The organism is Saccharothrix xinjiangensis, assembly GCF_039527585.1.
In the GTDB taxonomy this organism is placed as follows: domain Bacteria; phylum Actinomycetota; class Actinomycetes; order Mycobacteriales; family Pseudonocardiaceae; genus Actinosynnema; species Actinosynnema xinjiangensis.
In genome coordinates this window covers 259,940-282,126 of record NZ_BAAAKE010000001.1, presented here as the reverse complement: position 1 = coordinate 282,126, position 22,187 = coordinate 259,940, and the positions used below count along the sequence as shown (strand labels likewise).

Genomic DNA, 22,187 nt, shown 5'->3' with positions numbered 1-22,187 from the left:
GTCGACCGACCGGGCCCCGCCTCACACCAGCGAGTCCCGCCACGCCGCGTGCAGCGCCGCGAACCGGCCCTCACCGCCGATCAGCTCCTCCGGCGTCCCGTCCTCCACCACGCGCCCGTCGTCGAGCACCAGCACCCGGTCGGCGATCAGCACGGTCGACAGCCGGTGGGCGATGATGAACGCCGTCCGGTCCGCCAGCACCGTCTCCAGCGCGTCCTGCACCAGCCGCTCCGTCGGCACGTCCAGGCTCGACGTCGCCTCGTCCAGCACCAGCACCGCCGGGTCGGCCAGGAACGCCCGCGCGAACGCCACCACCTGCCGCTGCCCCGCGGACAGCCGCCCGCCGCGCTTGCGGACGTCCGTGTCGTAGCCCTCGGGCAGGGCCCGGACGAACCCGTCGGCGCCCACCGCCCGCGCCGCCGCCTCGACCTCCTCGCGCGTCGCGGACGGCCTGCCCAGCGCGATGTTGTCCAGCACCGACCCGTCGAACAGGAAGTTCTCCTGCGTCACCATGACCACCGCCCGCCGCAGCTCGGCGTCGGCCACCGACCGCAGGTCGACGCCGTCGAGCAGCACCGCGCCGCCGGACGGGTCGTAGAACCTCGCCACCAGCTTGGCCAGCGTCGACTTGCCCGCGCCGGTCGCGCCGACCAGCGCCACGGTCTGCCCGGCGGGCACGGTCAGGTCGAACCTCGGCAGCACCAGCGGCGAGCCCGGCGCGTACCGGAACTCGACGCCCTCGAACCGCACCGCGCCGCGCACGTCGCCCAGCGGCGTCGGGTCCTCCGGTTCGCGCACGGTCGGCTCCTCCTCCAGCAGCCCCGAGATCTTCTCCAGGGCCGCGGTCGCCGACGCGTAGGCGTTGGTGAACATCGCCAGCTGGTCGAACGGGTCGTAGAACCGCCGCACGTACAGCGTGAACGCGGCCAGCACGCCCAGCTCCAGCTGACCGCCCGCCACCCGGAACGCGCCCCACGCGAGGATCACCGCCAGCGACACGTTGCCGATCACGCGCACCGACGAGGTGTAGGCCGCCATCACGCCCATCGCGTCGGTGTTGGCGTCCCGGAACCGGCCGTTCAGCTCCGCCATGATCGCCCGGTTCCGCCGCTCCCGCCGGAACGCCTGCACCGCGCGGATGCCGTTCATGGTCTCCACGAACTGCACGATGATCCGCGCGATGGCGCCGCGCGTGCCCCGGTACGCGGCGCCCGACCGCCGCTGGAACCAGCGGGTCAGCAGCACCAGCGGCACGAACCCGGACAGCACCACCAGCGCCAGCGGCGCGTCCAGCCACAGCAGCACCACCGAGATGCCCAGCAGCGACAGCAGCGAGGTGAAGAACCCGTCCAGGCCCTCCTCCAGCAGGTCCTGGAGCGCGTCGACGTCGCTCGTCGCCCGCGAGATGACCTTGCCGGACGTGTACTTCTCGTGGAACGAGATCGACAGCCGCTGCGCGTGCCGGAAGATGCGCTCCCGCAGCACCAGCAGCACGTCCTGCCCGATGCGGCCGGTCAGCCGCACGAACGACCAGCGCAGCACGGTCGCGGCGAGCGCCACCGCCGCGTACCCGCCGACGCACCACGCCAGCGCGTCCGGCCGCCCGTCCAGCGCCGCGGGCACCCCGGTGTCGATCGCGGCGGCGATCAGCAGCGGCCCGGCCAGGGTGACCAGGTTCTCCACCACCACGATGACCAGCGCCAGCACCGCGGCCCGGGTGTGGGGCCGCAGCAGCTCCGCCAGCAGCCGCCGCGACCGGGCCTGGAGCTTCGCGCCCGTGGCGCGGTCGACGTCCTCGACGTCCTCGGCGGCGACACCCCGCCAGGACTCCTCCTGCGCCGCCACCGCGGTCGCACCGCCCTCGTCCCGGACCGCGGTCACGCCGCCACCTCCTCGTCCAGGGTCGCCAGCAGGTGCCGGTAGACCTCGTCCTCGGCCAGCAGCTGGGTGTGCGTGCCGACCGCCGCGATCCGGCCGTCGACCAGCACCGCCACCCGGTCGGCCAGCTGCACCGTGCTCGGCCGGTGCGCCACGACCAGCGCCGTCACGCCCTTGAGCACGCGCCGCAGCGCCGCCTCCACCTCGGCCTCGGTGTGCACGTCGAGCGCCGACAGCGGGTCGTCCAGCACCAGCACCGCGGGCCTGCCGACCACGGCGCGCGCCAGCGCCAACCGCTGCCGCTGGCCACCCGACAGCGACAGGCCCTGCTCGCCGATCCGGGTGTCCAGGCCCCACGGCAGCGCGTCCACGAACTCCTCGGCCCGCGCCACCCGCAGCGCCTCGCGCACCCGCGCCTCGTCCACGCCGTCCACGCCCAGCGCCACGTTCTCGGTCACGCTCGCCGAGAACAGGATCGGCTCCTCGAACGCGGTGCCCACGACCTCCCGCAGCCGCCCCAGCTCCAGGTCGCGCACGTCGACGCCGTCGATGGTGACCCGGCCGCGCGTGACGTCCGCCAGCCGCGGCACCAGCGCGGTGACCGTGGTCTTGCCCGAACCGGTCGCCCCGACCAGCGCCACCGTCTCACCCGGCCGCACCTCCAGGTCGACGCCGCGCAGCACCTCGTGCGCGGAACCCGGGTGGGCGAAGTGCACGCCCTCGAACCGGACGTGCCCGCGCACCGGCTCGGGCAGCGACCCCGGCCGCTCCGGGCCGGTGATCTCCACCGGCGCGTCGACCACCTCGAAGTACCGCTCCACGGCCGACGCCGTCGAGTTCGTCTCCGCCAGCAACCACCCGATCGAGTCGATCGGCCAGCGCAGGTAGGCGCTCACCGTGACGGCCGCGACGAGCGTGCCGACGGTGAGCGTCCCGTCCGCGATGCCGACCGCCCCGAACGCCAACTGGCCCGCGATGCCCAGCTCGGGCAGCACGATCAGCACCGCCCACAGCGCGGCGAACACCTTCACCTTGGCGATCTCGCTGGACCGCAGCTCCCGCGCCTGCCGCAGGAACCGCCCGGTCAGGTGCGGTCCCCGGCCGAACGCCTTGAGCACCCGGATGCCCAGCACCGACTCCTCGACCACCGTGGTCAGGTCGCCCGCCTGGTCCTGCGCCCGCCGCGCCACCACCTTGAACTTCGTCTCGAACAGGTAGGACAGGGCCAGCAGCGGCAGCGTGCAGGCCAGCGCGACCGCGCCCATCGCCGGCGACAGCCAGAACAGCACACCCAGCCCGGTCGCCATGACCAGGGTGTTGACCACCAGGAACACCAGCGAGAAACCCACGAACCGGCGAACCTGGGTCAGGTCGGACGTGGCGCGCGACAGCAGCTGCCCCGACTGCCACCGGTCGTGGAACGACACCTGGAGGTCCTGGAGGTGGTGGTACAGCTCGGCGCGCATCCGCGCCTCCACGTCCGACGCGGGGCGGGCGATCAGCTTGCGTCGCGCGTAGAACAGCGCCGCCTCGGCGCAGCCCAGCAGCACGACCAGGCCGATGAGCGGCGGCAACGCGGCCAGGTCGCGGCCGGCGATCGGGCCGTCCACGACCCGCTGGGTGATCAGCGGGATGCCCAGTCCGCACAGCATCGCGAGCAGGGTGGCGACCATGCTCAACGCGATCGGCGTGCGCACGGGCTTGAGGTACGGCCACAGGCGGCGCAGGGTCGCCGCCGTGGAAGTACTTTCTTGAGACACGTGTCCCCCTCCGGTCCACCTGGACGGTACGAAGGTGGACCGCCGGTCGGCATCCTGTTTTCCCCCCGCGAACACTGCTGGCTCGACCTAAGTGGAGGTCAAGATGGACGTGCGGTTCATGCGCGCGGAGCCGACCATGGCGTTCCCGCGCGGCAGGCTGCTGGCCGTGCGCGGCGGCAGGCTGCACGTGCTGGCGGCCGACGGCTGGGACGCGGTCGGCGGCGCCCGGCCCGAGGGCGCCCGGCCGATCGACCGCGCCGAGGCCGAGCTGTGGTGCCGCTACGAGGGCGCCGACCCGGCGCTGCTCGACACCGTGCCCAAGCCCGGGTAGCCCGCGTCAGGGTAGCCCGAGTCGGGGTAGGCCGAGCCCGGGTAGCCGGAGCGGCTACTTGCGGCGGCGCAGCGCGGCGGGCGCCGTGAGCAGGCCCGCCAAGCCGTAGCTGAGGCCGGCGAGCAGGATCAGCACGGTCCACCGGTCACCCAGGCCGGAGAGCCGCTCGGGCAGCCCGAGGAAGTGCGCGACCGCCAGCAGCACCGGCCCCGTCAGCACCACCGGCCACACCGGCCGCACGGCGAGCAACCACAGCACCGGACCCGCCATCAGCCCGCTCACCACCAGCGCGACCGGCAACCCGATCACCACCAGCATGATGAACTCGCCGAACGTGGTCTCGTTCACCACCCGGTCGAGCAGCCCCGCCCGGTACGCCTGGACCCACGCCAGCAGCAGCGCCGCGCCCACGGCGGCCGACACCAGGACGCGCACGAGCACCTTGACGGCGGAACCGCCCGCGGCGGGACGCGGCGTGTCAGTCACGGCCGGCAGTGTGCCCCACCGGGTGGCGGGCTGTCACCGGCGCCGCCAGCGCGAACCCGAGCGCGCCGGCCAGCAGCCCGCCGCCCGGCACCTGCACCCACACCGTGGTCAGCGTCAGCACCGCGGTGAACGTCACGCCGACCGCGGCGAACCCCAGCGGCCGCGCCCGCCGGGTGGCGGCGAGCAGCGACCACGCCAGCAGCACGCCCAGCACCAGGCCGACCGGGATCGAGACCAGGCCGAGGCCCAGGCAGTCCCAATCGTCGGTCGAGCACACCACGCCGGCGGCGATGAACTCGCGCAACCCCCACCAGACGGCGCCCACCAGGACCCCGACCAGCGCGCCGATGACCAGCCGTCCCACCATGGCCACCGGTTACCCGGCCGGTCACGCACCGCAAACGCGCGTTCACGACACGAGCATGCCGCCGATGAGGAACGACACCGCGCCCGCCGCCACCGGCACCGCCCCCGTCGCGCCCGCGACGGTCAGCAGCGCCGCCACCCCGACCCCCGCGGCGGCCGTCGCGGCCGGCCGCTCCACGCGCGCCAACCGCAGCGCTCCCCACCCGACCACCCAGCTCGCCACCGGCACCAGCGGCGCCGCCAGCGCCAAGGTGACACCGCACCCGACCTCCCCGCCACACGCGCCGGGGGCCCCGTGCAGGTACCACCACCAGCCCCCGCCGAGCACCGCGCCGACGACCGCCGCCCACCCGTACCGCCACACCACTCGACCCACACCGGTGAGCATGGGGCGCGACCCGGGGCGCGGTCATGAGCAGAACTACGCGAAAAGGGCCCCCACCCGCGGGTGGGGGCCCCTGTCGACGACGATCAGCCCCGGTTGGACCGGACGCCCAGCAGGACGTCCTCCCACGACGGCACGATCGGGTGGTTCTTCTTGCCGCGCTTCGGCGGCTCCTTCCGGGCCGGCTGCTTGGCCGCGGGCTGCTGCGGCGGCACCGGAGCGGGCTCCTCGACCACCGGGGCGGCCGGCACGGGCTCCGGCTCCGGCTCGACCACCGGCGGCGGCGGCGCCGGCGCCGGCTCCTCGCGGACCAGGATCTCCGGCTCCGCCAACCCCGGCGGCTTCTCCAGCTCCAACGCCGCCCGCGCCAGCTGCGTCACCGGGCGCAGGCTGCGCAGCCCCCGGTTCGGGTTCGGGTCCATCAGGTCGACGGCCGCCTCGTCCAGCGCGGTCACCGTGCCGCCCTGCACGCCCGGGTGGAACGCCCAGTGCGCCCGGTTGTCCGACCGGCCCGCGGTCCAGTGCAGCTGCACGACCCACCGGCCGTCCTCGCCGCGCCAGGAGTCCCAGCTCACGTCGGTGTAGTCCTGGCCGCGCAGGCCGAACGAGTGCGCCACCACCTCGCCGAGCGTCTGCACGTCCGGGCCGTCCTCGCGCACCGGGTGGGCCCGCTGCGCGAGGTCCGCCGTGCGCGAGCGCTCCAGCAGCACCGGGTAGGCGAACCGCTCGACGCGGTGCTTGGGGATGCCGGCCGCCAGCGCGACCTGCTCCACGGACTCGCCGGAGCGGATGCGGGCCTGGATCTCCCTCGGCCGCATCTGGCTGTCGGACTCGACCTCGATCTGCCCGAGGCGGGTGAGGTCGCCGCGCGCCGCCGCGCGCAGCCGCTCGTCCGCGGGCAGCACGAAGCGCTCGCCGCGATCCGGGTCCTCGAGGAGGACGGTCTTGCCGTCGTCTTCGAGCCCGATGACCCGCAACGCTCGCATCATGGCCTCCCGGTTGGCTCACCTCGCCGAGTACGCAAAGCTAATGCGGCGTGCCGCCTTGACGGGGGAGGCTCGCCGCGTTCACCGATATCTTCGTGTGATCTTGCCGTATGTCGGCGGTGTCCGCACGTCCGTTACCCGAAGGTTCACCCCGGGCGCGCGAAAGGGGCCTCCCGGGCGCGCCGGGAGGCCCCTTCGTGGTAGACGCGCTCAGAGCTGCGAGACGACCCAGTCCACGGCCTTGGTCAGCGCGGTGACGTCCTCGGGCTCGACGGCCGGGAACATCGCCACGCGCAGCTGGTTGCGGCCCAGCTTGCGGTAGGGCTCCACGTCGACGACGCCGTTCGCGCGCAGCACCTTGGCCACCACCGCGGCGTCCACCGAGTCGTCGAAGTCGACCGTGCCCACGACCTGCGAGCGGTGCGCCGGGTCCGCCACGTACGGCGTGGTGAACGAGGTCGACTCGGCCCACGAGTACAGCCGCGACGACGAGTCGGCGGTCCGCTCGACCGCCCAGTCCAGCCCGCCGTTGCCCAGGATCCACTCGACCTGGTGGTTCAGCAGGAACAGGGTGGCCAGCGACGGGGTGTTGTAGGTCTGGTCCTTGGTGGAGTTGTCCAGCGCCGTGGTCAGCGACAGGAACTCCGGCACCCACCGGCCGGACGCGCCGATCTCGGCGACCCGCTCCAGGGCGGCGGGCGACATCAGGGCGATCCACAGGCCGCCGTCGGAGGCGAAGCACTTCTGCGGCGCGAAGTAGTAGACGTCGAACTCCGACGCCGCCACGGGCAGGCCGCCCGCGCCGGACGTGGCGTCGATCGCGACCAGCGCGCCCTCGGAACCCGCGGGCCGGCCCACCGGCACCGCGACGCCCGTCGAGGTCTCGTTGTGGGCCCAGCCGACCAGGTCGGCGCCCTCGGCGTAGGCGATCTCGGGCGCGGAGCCCGGGTCGGCCTTGACCACGATCGAGTCGCCCAGGAACGGGGCGTCCGAGGTGACCTTGGCGAACTTCGACGAGAACTCGCCGTAGGTGAAGTGCTGGGCGCGCTCGCGCACCAGGCCGAACGCGGCGGCGTCCCAGAAGGCGGTGGTGCCGCCGTTGCCCAGGACCACCTCGTAGCCCTCGGGCAGGGAGAACAGCTCGCGCAGGTTCGAGCGCACCTTGCCGACCAGGGACTTCACCGGCTTCTGCCGGTGGGAGGTGCCCATCAGCGCGGCGCCCTCGGCCGCGAGGGCCTCAAGGGCCTCGGGACGGACCTTGGAGGGCCCGCACCCGAACCGGCCGTCGGACGGCCGCAGTTCGGTGGGCAGGACCAACGTGGTCGGGTCGGCGGTCTGGGTCATCGCGGAGCCTCCGGTAGCGGGGAGGGGGTCGGCCGACCGGCGCCGTTGCCGGGGGTCCAAGTGTTGCAGCACGGTGACCGGGAGGTGGCAACCGGGTGTCCTGGGTCACCCCGTCCTCCCAGTTGGTGGACGTTCGGACACGCACGGTGACCGGCGGGGCGTCGCCCGGTGCGCCTGTGGAGACGAGGGGGAGGAATGCGGGGGAGAAGGTGCCGGGAGAAGGCCGCCGGGGGAAGGCCGCCGGGGGAGGAGACCACCGCGACGTGGAGACCGGCCTCGGGCCGTCCGCGGCCCGTGGTGGTGGCGGGAGGACCCCTCCCGCCACCACCACCGGAACTACGCGATCTGCTCCCAGCCCTCGACCTCGGAGGGCGTGCGCGGGCCGGGGCCCACGTAGGACGCGGACGGCCGCACGAGCCGCCCGGTGCGCTTCTGCTCCAGGATGTGCGCCGACCAGCCGGCCGTGCGCGCGCAGGTGAACATGGCGGGCATCATGTGCGGCGGCACCTGCGCGAAGTCCAGGATCACCGCGGCCCAGAACTCGACGTTGGTCTCGATCGCCCGGTCGGGCCGCCGCTCGCGCAGCTCGGCCAGCGCGGCCTGCTCCAGCGCCGCCGCCACCTCGTAGCGGGCCGCGCCCAGCTCCCGGCAGGTGCGCCGCAGCACGCGCGCCCGCGGGTCCTCCGCCCGGTACACCCGGTGGCCGAAGCCCATCAGCCGCTCGCCCCGGTCGAGGATGCCCTTGACGAAGCCCCTCGCGTCGCCGCCGCGCTCGACCTCCTCGATCATCGGCAGCACGCGGGCGGGCGCGCCGCCGTGCAGCGGGCCCGACATCGCGCCGATCGCGCCGGACATGGACGCCGCGACGTCCGCGCCCGTGGAGGCGATCACCCGCGCGGTGAACGTGGAGGCGTTGAGGCCGTGCTCGGCGGCCGACACCCAGTAGGCGTCCAGGGCCCTCACGTGCGCCGGGTCCGGCTCGCCGCGCCAGCGGGTGAGGAACCGCTCGGTGATCGTCCGGCACTCGTCGATGCGGGCCTGCGGCACGGCGGGCCTGCCGATGCCGCGCGCGGACTGCGCCGCGTAGGACAGGGCCATCACCGAGGCCCGCGCCAGCTGCTCCCGGGCCTGCTCGTCGGTGATGTCCAGCAGCGGCTGGTAGCCCCAGATCGGGGCGACCATCGCCAGCGCCGCCTGCACGTCCACCCGCACGTCGCCGGTGTGCACGGGGATGGGGAACGGCTCGGCGGGCGGCAGGCCGGGACCGAAGCGGCCGTCCACCAGCAGCGCCCACACGTTGCCGAAGGTGACCTTGCCCGCCAGGTCCTCGATGTCGACGCCGCGGTAGCGCAGCGCCCCGCCGTCGCGGTCGGGCTCCGCGATCTCGGTGCGGAAGGCGACCACGCCCTCAAGTCCCGGTGTGAAGCCGTCGTCCTCGCTCTGCACCACGCTGTGCGCTCCTTCGATCGACGAAGTGTCCCAGGGGTTGGTCCAGGGGTTGACAGCACACTCCTCCGCGGGGGCCGCGCAGGCAATCACGGGTGTGCGTGGCGTCGGTCACGATCAAGGAACCGATTCAGACCGCGAGCGGAGCGCGAGCCGATCGTTAAGCCCTTGTTTCCGGCCGGGGGTACCGGGGTTTCGCCGTGGTAGACCACCTGACCATGCACCTCACCCCGCACGAGCGCGACAAGCTGCTGATCCACGTCGCGGCCGACGTCGCGCGCAGGCGGCTGGAGCGCGGTGTCGCCCTGAACCACCCGGAAGCCGTGGCGCTCATCACCGACCACGTCCTGGAGGGCGCGCGGGACGGCCGCTCGGTCAGCGAGCTGATGGAGAGCGGCAGGCACGTCCTCGCGCGCGGCCAGGTGCTGCCGGGCGTGCCGGAGATGATCGAGTCCGTGCAGGTGGAGGCCACCTTCCCGGACGGGACCAAGCTCGTGACCGTGCACCACCCGATCGCGTGAGGAGGACCGTCGTGGTCCCAGGCGAGGTGATCCCCGGCGACGAGCCGGTCGAGCTGAACCCCGGGCGGCCCCGCACCGCGCTGGTCGTGGTCAACGCCGCCGACCGGCCCGTGCAGGTCGGGTCGCACTACCACTTCGCGGCGGCCAACCCGGGCCTGGAGTTCGACCGCGAGGCCGCGTGGGGCAAGCGGCTGGACGTCCCCGCCGGCACGGCCGTGCGGTTCGAGCCGGGCGTCGAGCGCGAGGTCGTGCTGGTGCCGATCGCCGGGGCGCGGCGGGTGCCGGGCCTGCGGCCCGAGTGCGCGGGGGACCTGGACCGGTGACCGGCGACGACAGGACCCTGATCGGCCGCGAGCGCTACGCCGAGCTGCTCGGCCCCACGGTCGGCGACCGGATCCGGCTCGCCGACACCGACCTGCTGATCGAGGTCACCGAGGACCGCAGCCGGGGCGCGGGCTCGGGCGACGAGGTCGTCTTCGGCGGCGGCAAGGTGATCCGCGAGTCCATGGGCCAGGGCGTGGCCACCCGCGCCGAGGGCGCGCCCGACCTGGTCATCACCGGCGCGGTGGTGCTCGACCACTGGGGCGTGGTCAAGGCGGACGTGGGCGTGCGCGACGGGCGGGTCGTCGGCATCGGCAAGGCCGGCAACCCCGACACCATGGACGGCGTCGACCCGGCCCTGGTGATCGGCCCCGGCACGGAGGTGCTGGCCGGCAACGGGAAGATCCTCACCGCCGGCGGCATCGACTGCCACGTGCACTTCATCTGCCCGCAGGTCGTGGACACCGCCATCGCCTCCGGCCTGACCACGCTCATCGGCGGCGGCACCGGGCCGGCCGAGGGCACCAAGGCCACCACGGTCACGCCCGGCGCGTGGAACCTCGGCCGGATGCTCGCCTCCATGGACCACATGCCCGTCAACGTGCTGCTGCTCGGCAAGGGCAACACGGTCCGCGAGGAGGCCCTGCGCGAGCAGCTGCGCGGCGGCGCGGGCGGCTTCAAGCTGCACGAGGACTGGGGCACCACGCCCGCCGCGATCGACGCCTGCCTGCGGGTGGCCGACGAGTCCGGCGTGCAGGTGGCCATCCACACCGACACGCTCAACGAGGCCGGGTTCGTCGAGTCGACCCTCGGCGCCATCGCGGGCCGGTCCATCAACGCCTACCACTCCGAGGGCGCGGGCGGCGGCCACGCGCCGGACATCATCCGGGTGGTGTCCGAGCCGAACGTGCTGCCGTCCTCGACCAACCCGACCCGCCCGCACACCGTCAACACGCTCGAAGAGCACCTCGACATGCTGATGGTGTGCCACCACCTCAACCCGTCGGTGCCCGAGGACCTGGCGTTCGCGGAGAGCCGCATCCGGCCCACCACGATCGCCGCCGAGGACGTGCTGCACGACCTGGGCGCGATCTCCATGATCAGCTCCGACTCGCAGGCCATGGGCCGGGTCGGCGAGGTGGTCATCCGGACGTGGCAGACCGCGCACGTGATGAAGCTGCGGCGCGGTGAGCTGGGCGGCGGCGAGCCCGCCGACAACCTGCGCGCCCGCCGCTACGTGGCCAAGTACACGATCAACCCGGCCATCGCGCACGGCATCGACCACGAGGTGGGCTCGGTGGAGGTCGGCAAGCTGGCCGACCTGGTGCTGTGGGAGCCGAAGTTCTTCGGCGTGCGACCGGCGGTCGTGCTCAAGGGCGGGTTCATCGCCCACGCGGCGATGGGCGACGCGAACGCGTCCATCCCCACGCCGCAGCCGGTCCTGGCCCGACCCATGTTCGGCGCGCACTCGGCGGCCCTGAGCAGCTTCCACTTCGTGTCGCGGCAGGCGGTCGACGCGGACCTGGCGGACCTGCTGCGGCTCGCCCGGCCGCTCGTGCCGGTCCGGGACACGCGCGGGGTCACCAAGGCGGACATGGTGCTCAACGACGCGATGCCGGACGTGCGGGTCGACCCGGACAGCTTCGCCGTGCACGTCGACGGCGAGCTGGTCGAGCCGCAGCCGGTGACCGAGCTGCCCATGGCCCAGCGCTACTTCCTGTTCTGATGGACCTCGTGGCGCTGATGCTCGCGGACTCCCGCTTCCCCGGCGGCGGCCACGCCCACTCCGGCGGGCTGGAGGAGGCGGTGGCGCGGCGGCTCGTCACCGACGAGGCCTCGCTGGCGTCGTTCCTGGTCGGCAGGCTGCGCACGGCGGGCGCGCTGGGCGCGGTGTTCGCCGCCGCCGCGACCCGCGACGCGCCCGGCCGCCACGCCGAGCTGGACGCGGAGCTCGACGCCCGCACCCCGTCGCCCGCCCAGCGCGCCGCCGGGCGCGCGCAGGGGCGGGGCGTCGCGCGGGCCGCCCGGCGGGCCTGGCCCTCGCCCGCGCTGACCGGGCTGCTGCGCGCCACGCCCCGACCGCACCACCCGATCATCGTCGGCGTGCTCGTCGGCGACCCGTTCGAGGCCGCGCAGACCGTCGCCTACCACGCGGTGACCGGACCGGCGACCGGCGCGATCCGGCTGCTCGGCCTGGACCCGTTCGGCGTCAACGCCGTGCTGGCCCGGCTGGCCGGCGAGATCGACGCGGTCGCCGGGGCCGCCGCCGACCACGCCGGCGCCGCGCCCGTCGACCTGCCCGCGCCCGCCTCGCCAGGCCTGGACCTGCTGGCCGAGGCGCACGACCGCCACCACAGGGAAGAGGTGCGTCTCTTTGTCACGTGACCACGGCCACGGCCATGCCCACCCGGTCAACTTCGACCCCGCCGACCCCGGCCACGACCCCCACCACCCCGCCGACCACGTCCACCGGGCGGTGCGCCTCGGCATCGGCGGCCCCGTCGGCAGCGGCAAGACCGCGCTGACCGCCGCGCTGTGCCGGGCCCTGGGCGACGAGCTGGAGCTGGCCGTGGTCACCAACGACATCTACACCACCGAGGACGCCGACTTCCTGCGCGCGGCGGGCGTGCTCGACACCGACCGGATCGAGGCGGTGCAGACCGGCGCGTGCCCGCACACCGCGATCCGCGACGACATCACCGCCAACCTCGACGCGGTGGAGCTGCTGGAGCACCGCTTCCCGCGGTTGCGGCTGGTCATCATCGAGAGCGGCGGCGACAACCTCACCGCGGTGTTCAGCCGGGGGCTGGTGGACCGCCAGATCTTCGTCGTCGACGTGGCCGGCGGCGACAAGGTGCCCCGCAAGGGCGGACCCGGCGTCACCACCGCCGACCTGCTCGTGATCAACAAGACGGACCTCGCGCCCCTGGTGGGCGCCGACCTCGGCGTCATGGCGGCCGACGCCCACCGGGTGCGCGGCGGGCTGCCCGTGATCAGCCAATCGCTGGTCGAGACCCCGGGAGCCCCCGCGGTGGCCGACTGGGTGCGCGCCCAGCTCCGCACGCTCGCGACGGTCGGTTGAGCACCGGACCGGACGTCGAGGTCCGCCGGGCGGCACGTGGCCGCCCCGGCCACCGCCTCGGCTCCGCCCACCGCCTCGGTCCTGGCCGACACCCGGGCCCTGACCAGCGCTTCGACTACCGCCTCGGCCCCGACCAACGCCCTGTCCACCGCCCCGGCCCCGACCACCGCCCCGACCCCGGCCGGTCGGGCGGTGGCGGCGCCCCCGGTGGGCGGCGGCGCGGCGAGTTCCCCCCTGACGACCTCCCCCGGGGTTCGCGGGTGGGACGCCCACCCGCCGGAAGGGCGCGTCGCGGGTCACGGGGGTCGTCCCGGTGAGGGCGCGGGCCCGCCTGGTCGTGGCGCGGGACCCGGCCGGGCGGAGCTTCGTGCGCGAGCTGCGGTCCATGGCCCCGCTCCGGCTCGTGCCGCACCGGGGTTCGCGCGACCGGGACGGCGCCCTCGTCCACCTGGTCAGCTCGGTCACCGCGCCGCTGGGCGGCGACGACCTCGAACTGGACGTCCTGGTCGAGCCCGGGGCGGCGCTGGTGCTGCGGGGGGTGGCCGCCACGCTGGCCCTGCCCGGCCGCCACGGCACGCCCAGCAGGTCACTCGTCCGGGTGGAACTGGGCGAGGACGCTTCCCTGGAGCACCTGCCGGAACCCACGGTGGTGACGGCGCGGGCGCGGCACGAGGCGGTGTTCCGCGCGGAGTTGGCGGAGGGCGCGCGGTTGCGCGCCAAGGAGGTCCTCGTGCTGGGCCGGCGCGACGAGCCGGCCGGTTCGCTGGTCACCACGCTGGACGTCCGGAGGGGCGGGACCCTGGTGAAGCAGACGTGCGGGTTGGGCGTGCCCGAGGTGGACCGCGGCGCGGCGGGCCTGGCGGGCCGCCGCGTGCTGGGCTCGGAGCTGCTGTGCTGGGGCGAGGACCCGGCCGCTGCGGTGTCCGGGCAGTGGTGGTCGCTCGTGCCGCTCGCCAGGGGCGGCAGCCTGACCACCGCCCTCGGCGACGACGCCGTCACCGTGGCCCGCGCCGTGGACCTGGCCCGCGCCGGGCACCCGGGGTGGGAAGATCACCTGTTTCGATCTCGGACTCGATTCCGAGTCGCGGCTCACACCGATAGTGACGGATCGGGTGGCGGTCATCACCGTGCGGGCGGTTCCGCCACAAGCCGGGAACCCGTACCGTCGCCTGATCGTCAGGTGCCACAAGTTCCTGGCAGGCGGTAGGAACACCACGCTCCGGGAGGTCGGGATGTCGAAGACGACGAACATCGCGTTGCCGTCGATGCGCGTGTCTTACGAGCAGGGCTCGCTCACGGAGAGCGACCTCGCCGGCAGCTGGCACGAGCAGCTCCAGCTGTGGCTCGACCAGGCGACCAACGCGGGCCTGCCCGAGCCCAACGCCTTCGTGCTCGCCACCGCCGACCCGGAGGGCAGGCCGTCGTCCCGCACGGTGCTCGCCAAGGGCCTCGACGCGCGCGGCCTGGTGTTCTTCACCAACTACACCTCGACCAAGAGCCACGACCTGATGGCGACCCGCTACGCCTCCGCCACGTTCCCGTGGTTCGCCGTGCAGCGGCAGGCGCACGTGCGGGGCACCGTGGAGAAGGTCGGGCCCGAGGAGACCGCCGCCTACTGGGCCGGCCGCCCGCGCGGCTCGCAGCTCGGCGCGTGGGCCTCGCCGCAGTCGCGCGTGGTCAGCGGCCGGCCGGTGCTGGAGAGCGCGCTGAACAAGGTCGAGCGGCAGTTCGCCGACGCCGACCGCGTGCCGGTGCCGCCGCACTGGGGCGGCTGGCGCATCCGGCCCGAGGAGGTCGAGTTCTGGCAGGGCCGCCGCGACCGGATGCACGACCGCCTGCGCTTCCGCCTCGGCCGCGACGGCTGGGAGCTCCAGCGCATCGCGCCCTGACCGCCTCACCGATCCCGCCCGAACCCGGAACGGGCCCCGCGAGCCAACCGCCGCGGGGCCCGTTCCGCGTCCCGGCGGGCGAGGGCGACGCCGCCGCACCGGACCGCCCGGCCCCGGGCGCGCCGGGCGGGGCGGACCGTCGCGGGCGACCTCGCCGGCGCGTGCCGGGACCGGGCCGGGGGTGTGCGAAGTCTCGGTGAAGAACTCGTTAGTTATCGTAGGCTAACGACCGTGCGGAAAGTCCTGGGGCGCATCGCCATCGACACGCGCCCGCTGAAGGTCGTCGCCTTCCGGCGCCTCTGGCTCACGACCGTGGTGACCGCGATCGGCAGCCAGCTGACCGCGGTGGCCGTGCCCAAGCAGGTGTACGACCTGACCGGCTCGTCCGCCTGGGTCGGCGTGTCCGCGGGCGCGGCCCTGGTGCCGCTGCTGGTGTTCGGCCTCTACGGCGGCGCGATCGCCGACGTGGTGGACCGCCGCAAGCTGCTCGTCGTCACCAACACCGGCATCGCGGTCACCTCGGTGCTGCTGTGGCTCCAGGCGGCGCTCGGCGCGCGGTCGGTGTGGGTGGTCATCGCCCTGCTCTGCCTGCAACAGGTGTTCTTCGCCGTCAACGCGCCCGCCCGCACCGCGTCCGTGGCCCGCCTCGTGCCGGCCGGGCAGCTGGCCGCCGCGTCGGCGCTGTCCTCCACGGTGATGACGTTCGGCGGCGTGTTCGGCCCCATGCTCGCGGGCGCGGCGATGCCCCTGGTCGGCCTGCCCACGCTGTACCTGATCGACGCCGTGGCCCTGACCGCGACCATCTGGGCGGTGTGGAAGCTGCCGCCGCTGCCCCCGCTCGGCGGCGCCCCGCGGCGGGCCGGCGTGCGCGACGTGGTCGAGGGCTTCCGCTACCTGGCCGTGCAGAAGATCCTGCTGGCCAGCTTCCTGCTCGACATCATCGCCATGGTCTTCGGGATGCCGCGCGCGCTGTTCCCGGAGATGGCCGAGCAGACCTTCGGCGACCCTCCCGGCGGCGGCCTCGCCCTGGGCTGGCTGTTCGCCGCGATCCCGCTGGGCGCGATGCTGTGCGGCCTGTTCTCCGGCTGGACCTCGCGCGTGCACCGGCACGGCGTCGGCGTGGTGGTCGCGATCGTGGCGTGGGGTGTGGCGATGATCGGCTTCGGCCTGTCCCACGCGCTGTGGCTCGCCGTGGTGTTCCTCGCGATCGGCGGCGCGGCCGACATGGTCAGCATGGTGTTCCGCAGCGCCATCCTCCAGGCGGCGGCCACCGACGAGATGCGCGGCCGGATGCAGGGCGTGTTCATCGTGGTGGTGGCCGGCGGGCCGCGCCTCGCGGACCTGCTGCACGGCACGACCGGCGCGCTCGTCGGACCCGGTGTCGCCACGGCGCTGGGCGGGGTGCTGGTCGTCGTGGGGACCGGCCTCGCGGTCCTGGCGATCCCGGCGATCAAGCGCTACCGCTTCCAGGCCGAACCCGCCGCCGGGCCGACCGGGTGACCACCCGGCGGGCCGCGCGAGGCCCACCGCGACCCGGGGGAGGGCCCCGGGCCGCCTCGCCGGATCGGACCTCCGCAGTCGTTCCGCCGGGTGAACCTCAAGACTTGCCCAGGAAGCCGACCATTCCGCTGTCAGGCCGCCCTGTGATCCGGCACACTCATCCGGCATGGCGGAAGCGACGAGCGCACCGGCGCAACCGGAACTGAAAAGGGCCATCGGGCCCAAGCTCCTGCTGTTCTTCGTGATCGGTGACATCCTCGGCACCGGCGTCTACGCCCTCACCGGCAACGTCGCGGGCAAGATCGGCGGCGCGCTGTGGCTGCCGTTCCTCATCGCGTTCGCGGTCGCCTTCCTCACCGCGTTCAGCTACCTCGAACTGGTCGGCAAGTACCCGAGGGCGGCCGGCGCGGCGCTCTACACCAACCGCGCGTTCAAGATCCAGTTCCTCACCTTCATGGTGGCGTTCGCGGTGATGAGCTCGGGGATCACCTCCGCCTCGTCCGCCGCGCTCGCGTTCGGGCGCACCTACCTCCAGTCCGTCATCCGCGAGTTCTTCTCCGACACGTTCGCGGTGTCCGCGACGCTGGTCGCGATCCTGTTCATCCTCGGCCTGGCGGCGATCAACTTCCGGGGCGTCTCGGAGTCGGTCAAGGCCAACGTGGTGCTGACCTGCATCGAGCTGTCCGGCCTGCTGATCATCATCGTGATCGGCCTGTTCGCCGTGCTGTCCGGCGACGGCGACGCGAGCCGCCTCACCCAGGTCGACCCGGCGCCCGGCCAGGGCGTGCTCGTCGCGATCACGTCGGCCACCGCGCTGGCGTTCTTCGCGATGGTCGGCTTCGAGGACTCGGTGAACATGGCCGAGGAGTGCCGCGACCCGGTGCGGATCTTCCCGCGCGCGATGCTGTGGGGCATGGTCGTGGCGGCGGTGATCTACGTGCTGGTCGCGATCACCTCGTCGCTGCTCATCCCGTCCGACGAGCTGGCCGAGGCCGGGTCCTCCGCCCTGCTGCGGGTGGTGGAGGTCGGCGCGCCCGGCTTCCCGCTGTGGCTGTTCTCGCTGATCGGCCTGTTCGCGGTGATCAACTCGGCGCTGATCAACATGCTGATGGCGAGCCGGCTCGTCTACGGCATGGCGAACGAGCGGATCATCCCGAAGTCCTTCGGCACCGTGCACCCGTTCCGCCGCACGCCGTGGATCTCGATCGTCTTCACCAGCGGCATCGCGATCATCCTGGTGTCCACCGCCGACATCGCCAAGCTGGGCGGCACCACCTCGCTGCTGCTGCTGGTCGTGTTCACCGTCGTCAACGTCGCGGTCCTGGTGCTGCGCAAGGAGAAGGCCGACCACAAGCACTTCCGCGCGCCGACGTGGGCGCCGGTGCTCGGCGCGGTGACGTGCGCCTACCTGGCCAGCCCGCTGTCCGGGCGGCCGTGGGACGACTACCGGATCGCGCTCTACCTGCTGGGCGCGGGCGTCGTGCTGTGGCTGATCAACCGCGTGGTGCACGGCAAGGTCGAGTTCGACGCGGAGAAGCTGTCGAAGTGAGCCGGTCCCGGGCCGGGGGTCGTCGCGACCCCCGGCCCGGGACCCGGTCAGGGGGTCAGGCGCACCACGTGTTGCCGGTGTACTGGAGCTTGCTCGCCAGGACCCAGCCCCACTTGCCGTTGTTGACGTTCGCGCCGTAGTAGCGCGGGTTGCCCTTGATGCGCACGTTCAGGGTGTCGTTCTGGGCCGCCCAGCCGACGAACGAACCGCCGCTCTCGGCGTTGGTCATGTCGCCGTAGGTGGTGACCTGGTACTGCCACACCTGAGTGCACGCGGCGCCCACGTCGGCGGAGGCGGAGGCGGCGCCGGTGCCCAGCACGAGGCCGGCGGCCACGAGCGTCGTCGCGGCGACACCGATGATCTTGTTCAACTCGACTCCTTCGTCGGATGAGCGGACGAGCCGAAGCATGGTGGGCGGTGAACCCGGGGTCACTGCGGCGACGCGTAGTGAGCGGTGGTCACGTCGGGGTCTGTGCGGGGTTTCGCGGGGTTGGCTACGGGTTCTCGGGTTCCCGGGGTCGGCCGATCGCCCGTTCGGGGCGCGACGAGCGGCCGCGCAGGTCCGCCGCGTCGTGGGCGCAGAAGACGTCCACCCCCGCGCCGTGGTCGCGGACCAGCTCGCGCAGCCGACCCAGGTTCTCCACCCGCCGGTGCGCGACGGTCTGCATCACCCGCTCGAACGCGCCGAGCACCGGCGGGACGTGCGGTGCCGCCTCCAGCTCGCCGTGGAAGAAGTAGGCGTCGCCCGCGTGCAGCAGCCACCGCCCGCCCGCGCGCACCGCGACCCCGGTGTGGCCCCTGGTGTGGCCCACCAGCGGGACCAGCAGCACGTCCGGGAGGAGTTCGCGCACGCCCTCGAAACCGAACCACGCCTCACCGGTGGGGTCGTGGGGCACGAGGTCGGCGCCGCGCCACTGGGCGGGCGAGTAGCGGGGGTTGGCCGAGTCGTCCAGCTCCTCCCGCAGCACGTGCACCCGGGCGGACGGGAAGTCGAGCACGCCGCCCGCGTGGTCGACGTCGAGGTGGGTCAGCGCGACGTGCCGCACGTCGGAGGCGGCGAACCCCAGCGCCTCGACCCGGCGCACGGCGGTCTCCCGCTCGTCGCACACCGGCCGCGCCGCGTGCCGGAACCGCGCGGGCAGGGTCGCGGCGGGCGTGCGCACGTCGGCCAGGCCGAGACCGGTGTCGACCAGGACCAGGCCGTCGCGCTCCGTCTCCAGCAGCAGCACGTGGCACACCAGCTCGGCGCGCCGGAACACCGAGCCGAGGCCGTCGACCAGCCGGCCTCCGAACGGGCGCATGGTGCCGCAGTTGAGGTGGTGGACCTTCACGGCGCGGGCCTCTCCAGCAGGGCGCCCAGGCGGGCGGCGACGGCGTGCAGCGGTGCGAGGGAACGGCGGGTGCGCGCCAGGACGAGCGCGCCCTCGACGGCGGCCAGGACGGCGGTGGCCGAGTCCTCGTCGCCGACGCGGTCGGCGATGGCCCGCTGCCACGAGGCGTAGGCGTCCTCGCAGGCCAGGCGGATTGGCTCGCTCTCGGCCGAGGCGTCCAGCGCGACCGTGGTGACGGGGCAGCCGTTGCGGAAGTCGGAGGCGAGCAGGCCCTCGCCGAGCAGCTCCACCACCCGGCGGAGGGCCTCCACGGGATCCGGGTCGGCGTCCAGGGCGGAGGTCAGGGACGCGCGGAGGTCCGCGCCCGAGAGGGTCACCGCCTCGACGGCCAGCTGCTCCTTGCCGCCGGGGAAGTGGAAGTACAGCGAGCCCTTGGGCGCGCCGCCCTCGGCCAGCACCTGGTTCAGGCCGGTGGCGTGGTAGCCCTGCGCCCGGAACAGGTGGGCGGCGGTGCGCACGACGCGGTCGCGCGTGTCGGTCCGTTTCGGCATGGTTTTACTATAGAGACCGGTCTAGTTAGTAGGGAAGTCGATCCGGTGGTGGTGGCCTGGTTCCGTCTCCCGGCGGCCGGTCGTCTTGAGTCGACCGGCGTCCTCCGTCAGCCGGTCGCCCTCGCTGGACCGGTCGTTCCCGGCTCCTCGGGTCCGGATGGCGGAAAGCGCTTTCGGCCCTGTGGACCGAAAGAATTTCGCGTCCCAGTGCGTGAAGTGCCGTGCCCACCGGCCGGATACGCTCTTGATCCATGCTGGAAATCGCCCACGGCGCGGCCCGCGCCGTCATCGCACCCGAGGGTGCCAACCTCAAGGCCTACGCGGTCGGCGACGTGCCGTACTCGGAGACGTACGACGACGAGCCGCCCATGGGCAGCGGCGCGGTGCTGGTCCCGTGGCCCAACCGCACGGCGGGCGGGAAGTGGGTGCTCGACGGCGAGGAGCAGCAGCTGGAGATCGGCGAGCCCGCGCGGGGCAACGCCATCCACGGCCTCGTGCGCCGCGCGCTGTGGCAGGTCGTCGAGCACACCGGGTCGCTGCTGTCGCTGGAGACGCCGGTCGCGGGCTTCGGCTGGCCGGTGCCGCTGCGCACCACGATCACCTACGCGCTGGACGAGAACGGCCTGACCGTGTCCCACGGCGTGACGAACGTGGGCGAGAAGCGCACCCCGTTCGGCGTCGGCACGCACCCGTACCCCAGGGCGGGCGCTTCGGCGACCGACGAGACCTCGCTGTCGCTGGCCGCCACCACCGTGCTGCCGGTCGACCCGGAGACGATGATCCCCAACGCCCCGGCCCAGCCCGTGTCGGGCGACTACGACTTCCGGGTGGCGCGCCTTCTCGAAGGGGTGAAGCTGGACACCGCGTTCGGCGGCTGCGAGCCGGTGGACGGGCTGGTGCGGCACGTGCTGAAGGGGCCGGCCGGCGGCGTCGAGCTGTGGGCCGACCCGGACTTCAAGTGGGTGCAGGTCTACACGCCGGACAACTTCCCCGGCCGGGGCCGCGCGGTGGCGGTCGAGCCCATGACGTGCCCGCCGGACGCGCTCAACAGCGGCACCGACCTGCTGTGGCTGGAGCCCGGCGACTCGTGGGCGGGCCGGTGGGGTTTGCGCCCGTTGTCGTAGTTCATTAGCCTCGCTAACTATGAACGTCGCCATCACGGGTGGGTACGTCGTGCCGGTGGCCGGGTCGCCGATCGAGGGCGGCACGGTCCTGGTGCGGGACGGCAAGGTCGTCGCGGTCGGCGCGGACGTCGAGGTCCCGGACGGCGTGCCGGTCGTCGACGCGGCGGGCGCCTGGGTGCTGCCCGGTTTCGTGGAGGCCCACGGCCACCTCGGCGTGCACGAGGAGGGCGAGGGCTGGGCCGGGCAGGACACCAACGAGATGACCGACCCGAACGGCGCGCGGCTGCGGGCGCTGGACGCGATCAACGCCGCCGACCAGGGCTTCGCCGACGCCCTGAGCGGCGGCGTCACGACCGCCGTGGTCAAGCCGGGTTCGGGCAACGTCATCGGCGGCCGGACCGTGGCCGTGAAGTGCTGGGGCCGCACGGTCGACGAGATGCTGCTGCGCGAGCCGGTGAGCGTGAAGAGCGCGCTGGGCGAGAACCCCAAGCGGGTCTACGGCGACCAGAAGAAGCTGCCGTCCACCCGGCAGGGCGTCGCGGCGGTGATCCGGGACGCGTTCACCCGGGCGCAGGACTACGCGGCCCGGCGCGAGGCGGCGGACGGCCCGTTCGACCGCGACCCGACGTCCGAGGTGCTGGCCCGCGTGCTGTCGGGCGAGCTGCCGTGGTGCCAGCACTGCCACCGCGCGGACGACATCGCGACGGCCCTCCGGCTGGCCGACGAGTTCGGCTACAAGCTCATCGTGAACCACGGCACCGAGGGGCACCTGATCGCGGACCTGCTGGCCGAGCGCGGCGTGCCGGTGGTCATCGGACCGCTGTTCACGACGCGGTCGAAGGTCGAGGTGCGGCAGCGGTCGCTGCGCACCCCGGGCATCCTGGCGCGGGCCGGCGTGGAGATCGCGATCACCACGGACCACCCGGTGGTGCCGATCCACTTCCTGGTGCACCAGGCGACCCTGGCCGTGAAGGAGGGGCTGGACCGCCGGACGGCGCTGGAGTCGATCACCGTGAACCCGGCGCGGATCATGGGGCTGGACGACCGGGTCGGGTCGCTGGCCCCGGGACTGGACGGCGACGTGGTGATCTGGTCCGGTGACCCGCTGGACGTGATGAGCCGGGCGCTGAAGGTGTTCGTGTCGGGGCGCGAGGTGTACCGGTACGAGGACGGGGAGGGGATCGTCGAGGACCCGTTCTACTCGGAGCCCCGAGCGGTCCCCGGGCGCTGACGGGCGATCCCGGTTCACGGGTCGACGAGCCGCTGTTGCGGCGGCTCGTCGATTCGCTGGGCTCCACTCGCGGACCCGTCCCACTCCCGTGGGGAAGCGGGTCCAG

Annotated in this window: 23 protein-coding genes; 12 read left to right on the top strand and 11 right to left on the bottom strand. The window is 73.8% G+C overall.

The window, feature by feature from the left end; all coding sequences use genetic code 11:
- Positions 1–21: 21 nt before the first annotated feature.
- A complete protein-coding gene (locus ABD223_RS01320) occupies positions 22–1,881 on the bottom strand; it encodes an ABC transporter ATP-binding protein (protein WP_344033925.1) in 1,860 nt (619 codons plus the stop codon).
- The gene (locus ABD223_RS01315) at positions 1,878–3,638 is read right to left on the bottom strand and encodes an ABC transporter ATP-binding protein (protein WP_344033924.1); all 1,761 of its coding nucleotides are present in this window, start codon (positions 3,636–3,638) and stop codon (positions 1,878–1,880) included. Before ABD223_RS01315 ends, ABD223_RS01320 begins: the two co-directional genes overlap by 4 nt.
- A 103-nt stretch (positions 3,639–3,741) precedes the next feature.
- On the opposite strand from ABD223_RS01315, the gene ABD223_RS01310 reads away from it, so the two are divergent.
- Positions 3,742–3,969: a hypothetical protein gene (locus ABD223_RS01310; protein ID WP_344033923.1), complete on the top strand. Its 228-nt coding sequence runs from the start codon at positions 3,742–3,744 to the stop codon at positions 3,967–3,969.
- A 54-nt stretch (positions 3,970–4,023) separates the two neighbouring features.
- Here ABD223_RS01310 and ABD223_RS01305 read toward each other — a convergent pair whose 3' ends face one another.
- The 6 genes from ABD223_RS01305 to ABD223_RS01280 all read right to left on the bottom strand — a co-directional run bounded on the left by ABD223_RS01305 (position 4,024) and on the right by ABD223_RS01280 (position 8,985).
- Complete coding sequence (locus tag ABD223_RS01305; RefSeq protein ID WP_344033922.1) at positions 4,024–4,455, bottom strand: hypothetical protein; 432 nt, start codon at positions 4,453–4,455, stop codon at positions 4,024–4,026.
- The gene (locus ABD223_RS01300; RefSeq protein ID WP_344033921.1) at positions 4,448–4,822 is read right to left on the bottom strand and encodes a hypothetical protein; all 375 of its coding nucleotides are present in this window, start codon (positions 4,820–4,822) and stop codon (positions 4,448–4,450) included. Before ABD223_RS01300 ends, ABD223_RS01305 begins: the two co-directional genes overlap by 8 nt.
- Positions 4,823–4,864: 42 nt before the next feature.
- On the bottom strand, positions 4,865–5,197 hold the full coding sequence (locus ABD223_RS01295) for a hypothetical protein (protein WP_344033920.1): 333 nt from the start codon (positions 5,195–5,197) through the stop codon (positions 4,865–4,867).
- Between the two features lie 95 nt (positions 5,198–5,292).
- A complete protein-coding gene (gene sepH / locus ABD223_RS01290) occupies positions 5,293–6,192 on the bottom strand; it encodes a septation protein SepH (protein ID WP_344033919.1) in 900 nt (299 codons plus the stop codon).
- Between the two features lie 210 nt (positions 6,193–6,402).
- Positions 6,403–7,536, bottom strand: a complete 1,134-nt coding sequence (gene serC, locus ABD223_RS01285) for a phosphoserine transaminase (protein WP_344033918.1) — start codon at positions 7,534–7,536, stop codon at positions 6,403–6,405.
- Positions 7,537–7,872: 336 nt separating this feature from the next.
- Positions 7,873–8,985 carry a citrate synthase 2 gene (locus ABD223_RS01280; protein WP_344033917.1) on the bottom strand — a complete coding sequence of 371 codons (1,113 nt, stop codon included), beginning with the start codon at positions 8,983–8,985 and terminating at the stop codon, positions 7,873–7,875.
- Between the two features lie 215 nt (positions 8,986–9,200).
- On the opposite strand from ABD223_RS01280, the gene ABD223_RS01275 reads away from it, so the two are divergent.
- From ABD223_RS01275 to ABD223_RS01235, 9 genes are all read left to right on the top strand, one after another.
- The gene (locus ABD223_RS01275) at positions 9,201–9,503 is read left to right on the top strand and encodes an urease subunit gamma (protein WP_344034706.1); all 303 of its coding nucleotides are present in this window, start codon (positions 9,201–9,203) and stop codon (positions 9,501–9,503) included.
- Between the two features lie 11 nt (positions 9,504–9,514).
- A complete protein-coding gene (locus ABD223_RS01270; protein ID WP_344033916.1) occupies positions 9,515–9,826 on the top strand; it encodes an urease subunit beta in 312 nt (103 codons plus the stop codon).
- Positions 9,823–11,550, top strand: a complete 1,728-nt coding sequence (locus tag ABD223_RS01265; RefSeq protein ID WP_344033915.1) for an urease subunit alpha — start codon at positions 9,823–9,825, stop codon at positions 11,548–11,550. The genes ABD223_RS01270 and ABD223_RS01265 overlap by 4 nt, the downstream gene beginning before the upstream one ends.
- Positions 11,550–12,209 (top strand): urease accessory protein UreF, encoded by a 660-nt coding sequence (locus ABD223_RS01260; protein WP_344033914.1) that lies wholly within the window; start codon positions 11,550–11,552, stop codon positions 12,207–12,209. Before ABD223_RS01265 ends, ABD223_RS01260 begins: the two co-directional genes overlap by 1 nt.
- Complete coding sequence (ureG, locus tag ABD223_RS01255) at positions 12,199–12,906, top strand: urease accessory protein UreG (RefSeq protein ID WP_344033913.1); 708 nt, start codon at positions 12,199–12,201, stop codon at positions 12,904–12,906. Before ABD223_RS01260 ends, ureG begins: the two co-directional genes overlap by 11 nt.
- 313 nt (positions 12,907–13,219) lie before the next feature.
- Positions 13,220–14,113, top strand: a complete 894-nt coding sequence (locus tag ABD223_RS01250; protein WP_344033912.1) for an urease accessory protein UreD — start codon at positions 13,220–13,222, stop codon at positions 14,111–14,113.
- A gap of 25 nt (positions 14,114–14,138) precedes the next feature.
- Complete coding sequence (gene pdxH / locus ABD223_RS01245; RefSeq protein WP_344033911.1) at positions 14,139–14,795, top strand: pyridoxamine 5'-phosphate oxidase; 657 nt, start codon at positions 14,139–14,141, stop codon at positions 14,793–14,795.
- A 231-nt stretch (positions 14,796–15,026) separates the two neighbouring features.
- Positions 15,027–16,295 carry an MFS transporter gene (locus ABD223_RS01240; protein ID WP_344033910.1) on the top strand — a complete coding sequence of 423 codons (1,269 nt, stop codon included), beginning with the start codon at positions 15,027–15,029 and terminating at the stop codon, positions 16,293–16,295.
- Positions 16,296–16,461: 166 nt separating this feature from the next.
- Positions 16,462–17,844: an APC family permease gene (locus tag ABD223_RS01235; protein ID WP_344033909.1), complete on the top strand. Its 1,383-nt coding sequence runs from the start codon at positions 16,462–16,464 to the stop codon at positions 17,842–17,844.
- Positions 17,845–17,899: 55 nt separating this feature from the next.
- Here the strand turns inward: ABD223_RS01235 and ABD223_RS01230 are convergent, their stop codons facing one another.
- From ABD223_RS01230 to ABD223_RS01220, 3 genes are all read right to left on the bottom strand, one after another.
- Entirely contained in the window at positions 17,900–18,214 is a 315-nt protein-coding gene (locus tag ABD223_RS01230; RefSeq protein ID WP_344033908.1) for a hypothetical protein, read from the bottom strand.
- Positions 18,215–18,338: 124 nt separating this feature from the next.
- A complete protein-coding gene (locus ABD223_RS01225; protein ID WP_344033907.1) occupies positions 18,339–19,175 on the bottom strand; it encodes an MBL fold metallo-hydrolase in 837 nt (278 codons plus the stop codon).
- Positions 19,172–19,726, bottom strand: coding sequence for a TetR/AcrR family transcriptional regulator (locus tag ABD223_RS01220; protein WP_344033906.1), 555 nt, complete (start codon positions 19,724–19,726; stop codon positions 19,172–19,174). The genes ABD223_RS01225 and ABD223_RS01220 overlap by 4 nt, the downstream gene beginning before the upstream one ends.
- Positions 19,727–19,977: 251 nt before the next feature.
- Here ABD223_RS01220 and ABD223_RS01215 point away from each other — a divergent pair, with 251 nt between their 5' ends.
- Both ABD223_RS01215 and ABD223_RS01210 read left to right on the top strand, forming a co-directional pair.
- Complete coding sequence (locus tag ABD223_RS01215; protein ID WP_344033905.1) at positions 19,978–20,850, top strand: aldose 1-epimerase family protein; 873 nt, start codon at positions 19,978–19,980, stop codon at positions 20,848–20,850.
- Between the two features lie 19 nt (positions 20,851–20,869).
- Positions 20,870–22,081, top strand: coding sequence for an amidohydrolase (locus tag ABD223_RS01210; protein WP_344033904.1), 1,212 nt, complete (start codon positions 20,870–20,872; stop codon positions 22,079–22,081).
- Positions 22,082–22,187: the final 106 nt, after the last annotated feature.

Bases quoted from the DNA above. Each gene is read 5' to 3' on its own strand.
- ABD223_RS01310 (WP_344033923.1), top strand. From the start codon at position 3,742: ATGGACGTGCGGTTCATGCGCGCGGAGCCGACCATGGCGTTCCCGCGC.
- ABD223_RS01300 (WP_344033921.1), bottom strand. From the start codon at position 4,822: ATGGTGGGACGGCTGGTCATCGGCGCGCTGGTCGGGGTCCTGGTGGGC.
- sepH (WP_344033919.1), bottom strand. From the start codon at position 6,192: ATGCGAGCGTTGCGGGTCATCGGGCTCGAAGACGACGGCAAGACCGTC.
- serC (WP_344033918.1), bottom strand. From the start codon at position 7,536: ATGACCCAGACCGCCGACCCGACCACGTTGGTCCTGCCCACCGAACTG.
- ABD223_RS01275 (WP_344034706.1), top strand. From the start codon at position 9,201: ATGCACCTCACCCCGCACGAGCGCGACAAGCTGCTGATCCACGTCGCG.
- ABD223_RS01260 (WP_344033914.1), top strand. From the start codon at position 11,550: ATGGACCTCGTGGCGCTGATGCTCGCGGACTCCCGCTTCCCCGGCGGC.
- pdxH (WP_344033911.1), top strand. From the start codon at position 14,139: ATGTCGAAGACGACGAACATCGCGTTGCCGTCGATGCGCGTGTCTTAC.
- ABD223_RS01235 (WP_344033909.1), top strand. From the start codon at position 16,462: ATGGCGGAAGCGACGAGCGCACCGGCGCAACCGGAACTGAAAAGGGCC.
- ABD223_RS01220 (WP_344033906.1), bottom strand. From the start codon at position 19,726: ATGCCGAAACGGACCGACACGCGCGACCGCGTCGTGCGCACCGCCGCC.
- ABD223_RS01215 (WP_344033905.1), top strand. From the start codon at position 19,978: ATGCTGGAAATCGCCCACGGCGCGGCCCGCGCCGTCATCGCACCCGAG.
- ABD223_RS01210 (WP_344033904.1), top strand. From the start codon at position 20,870: ATGAACGTCGCCATCACGGGTGGGTACGTCGTGCCGGTGGCCGGGTCG.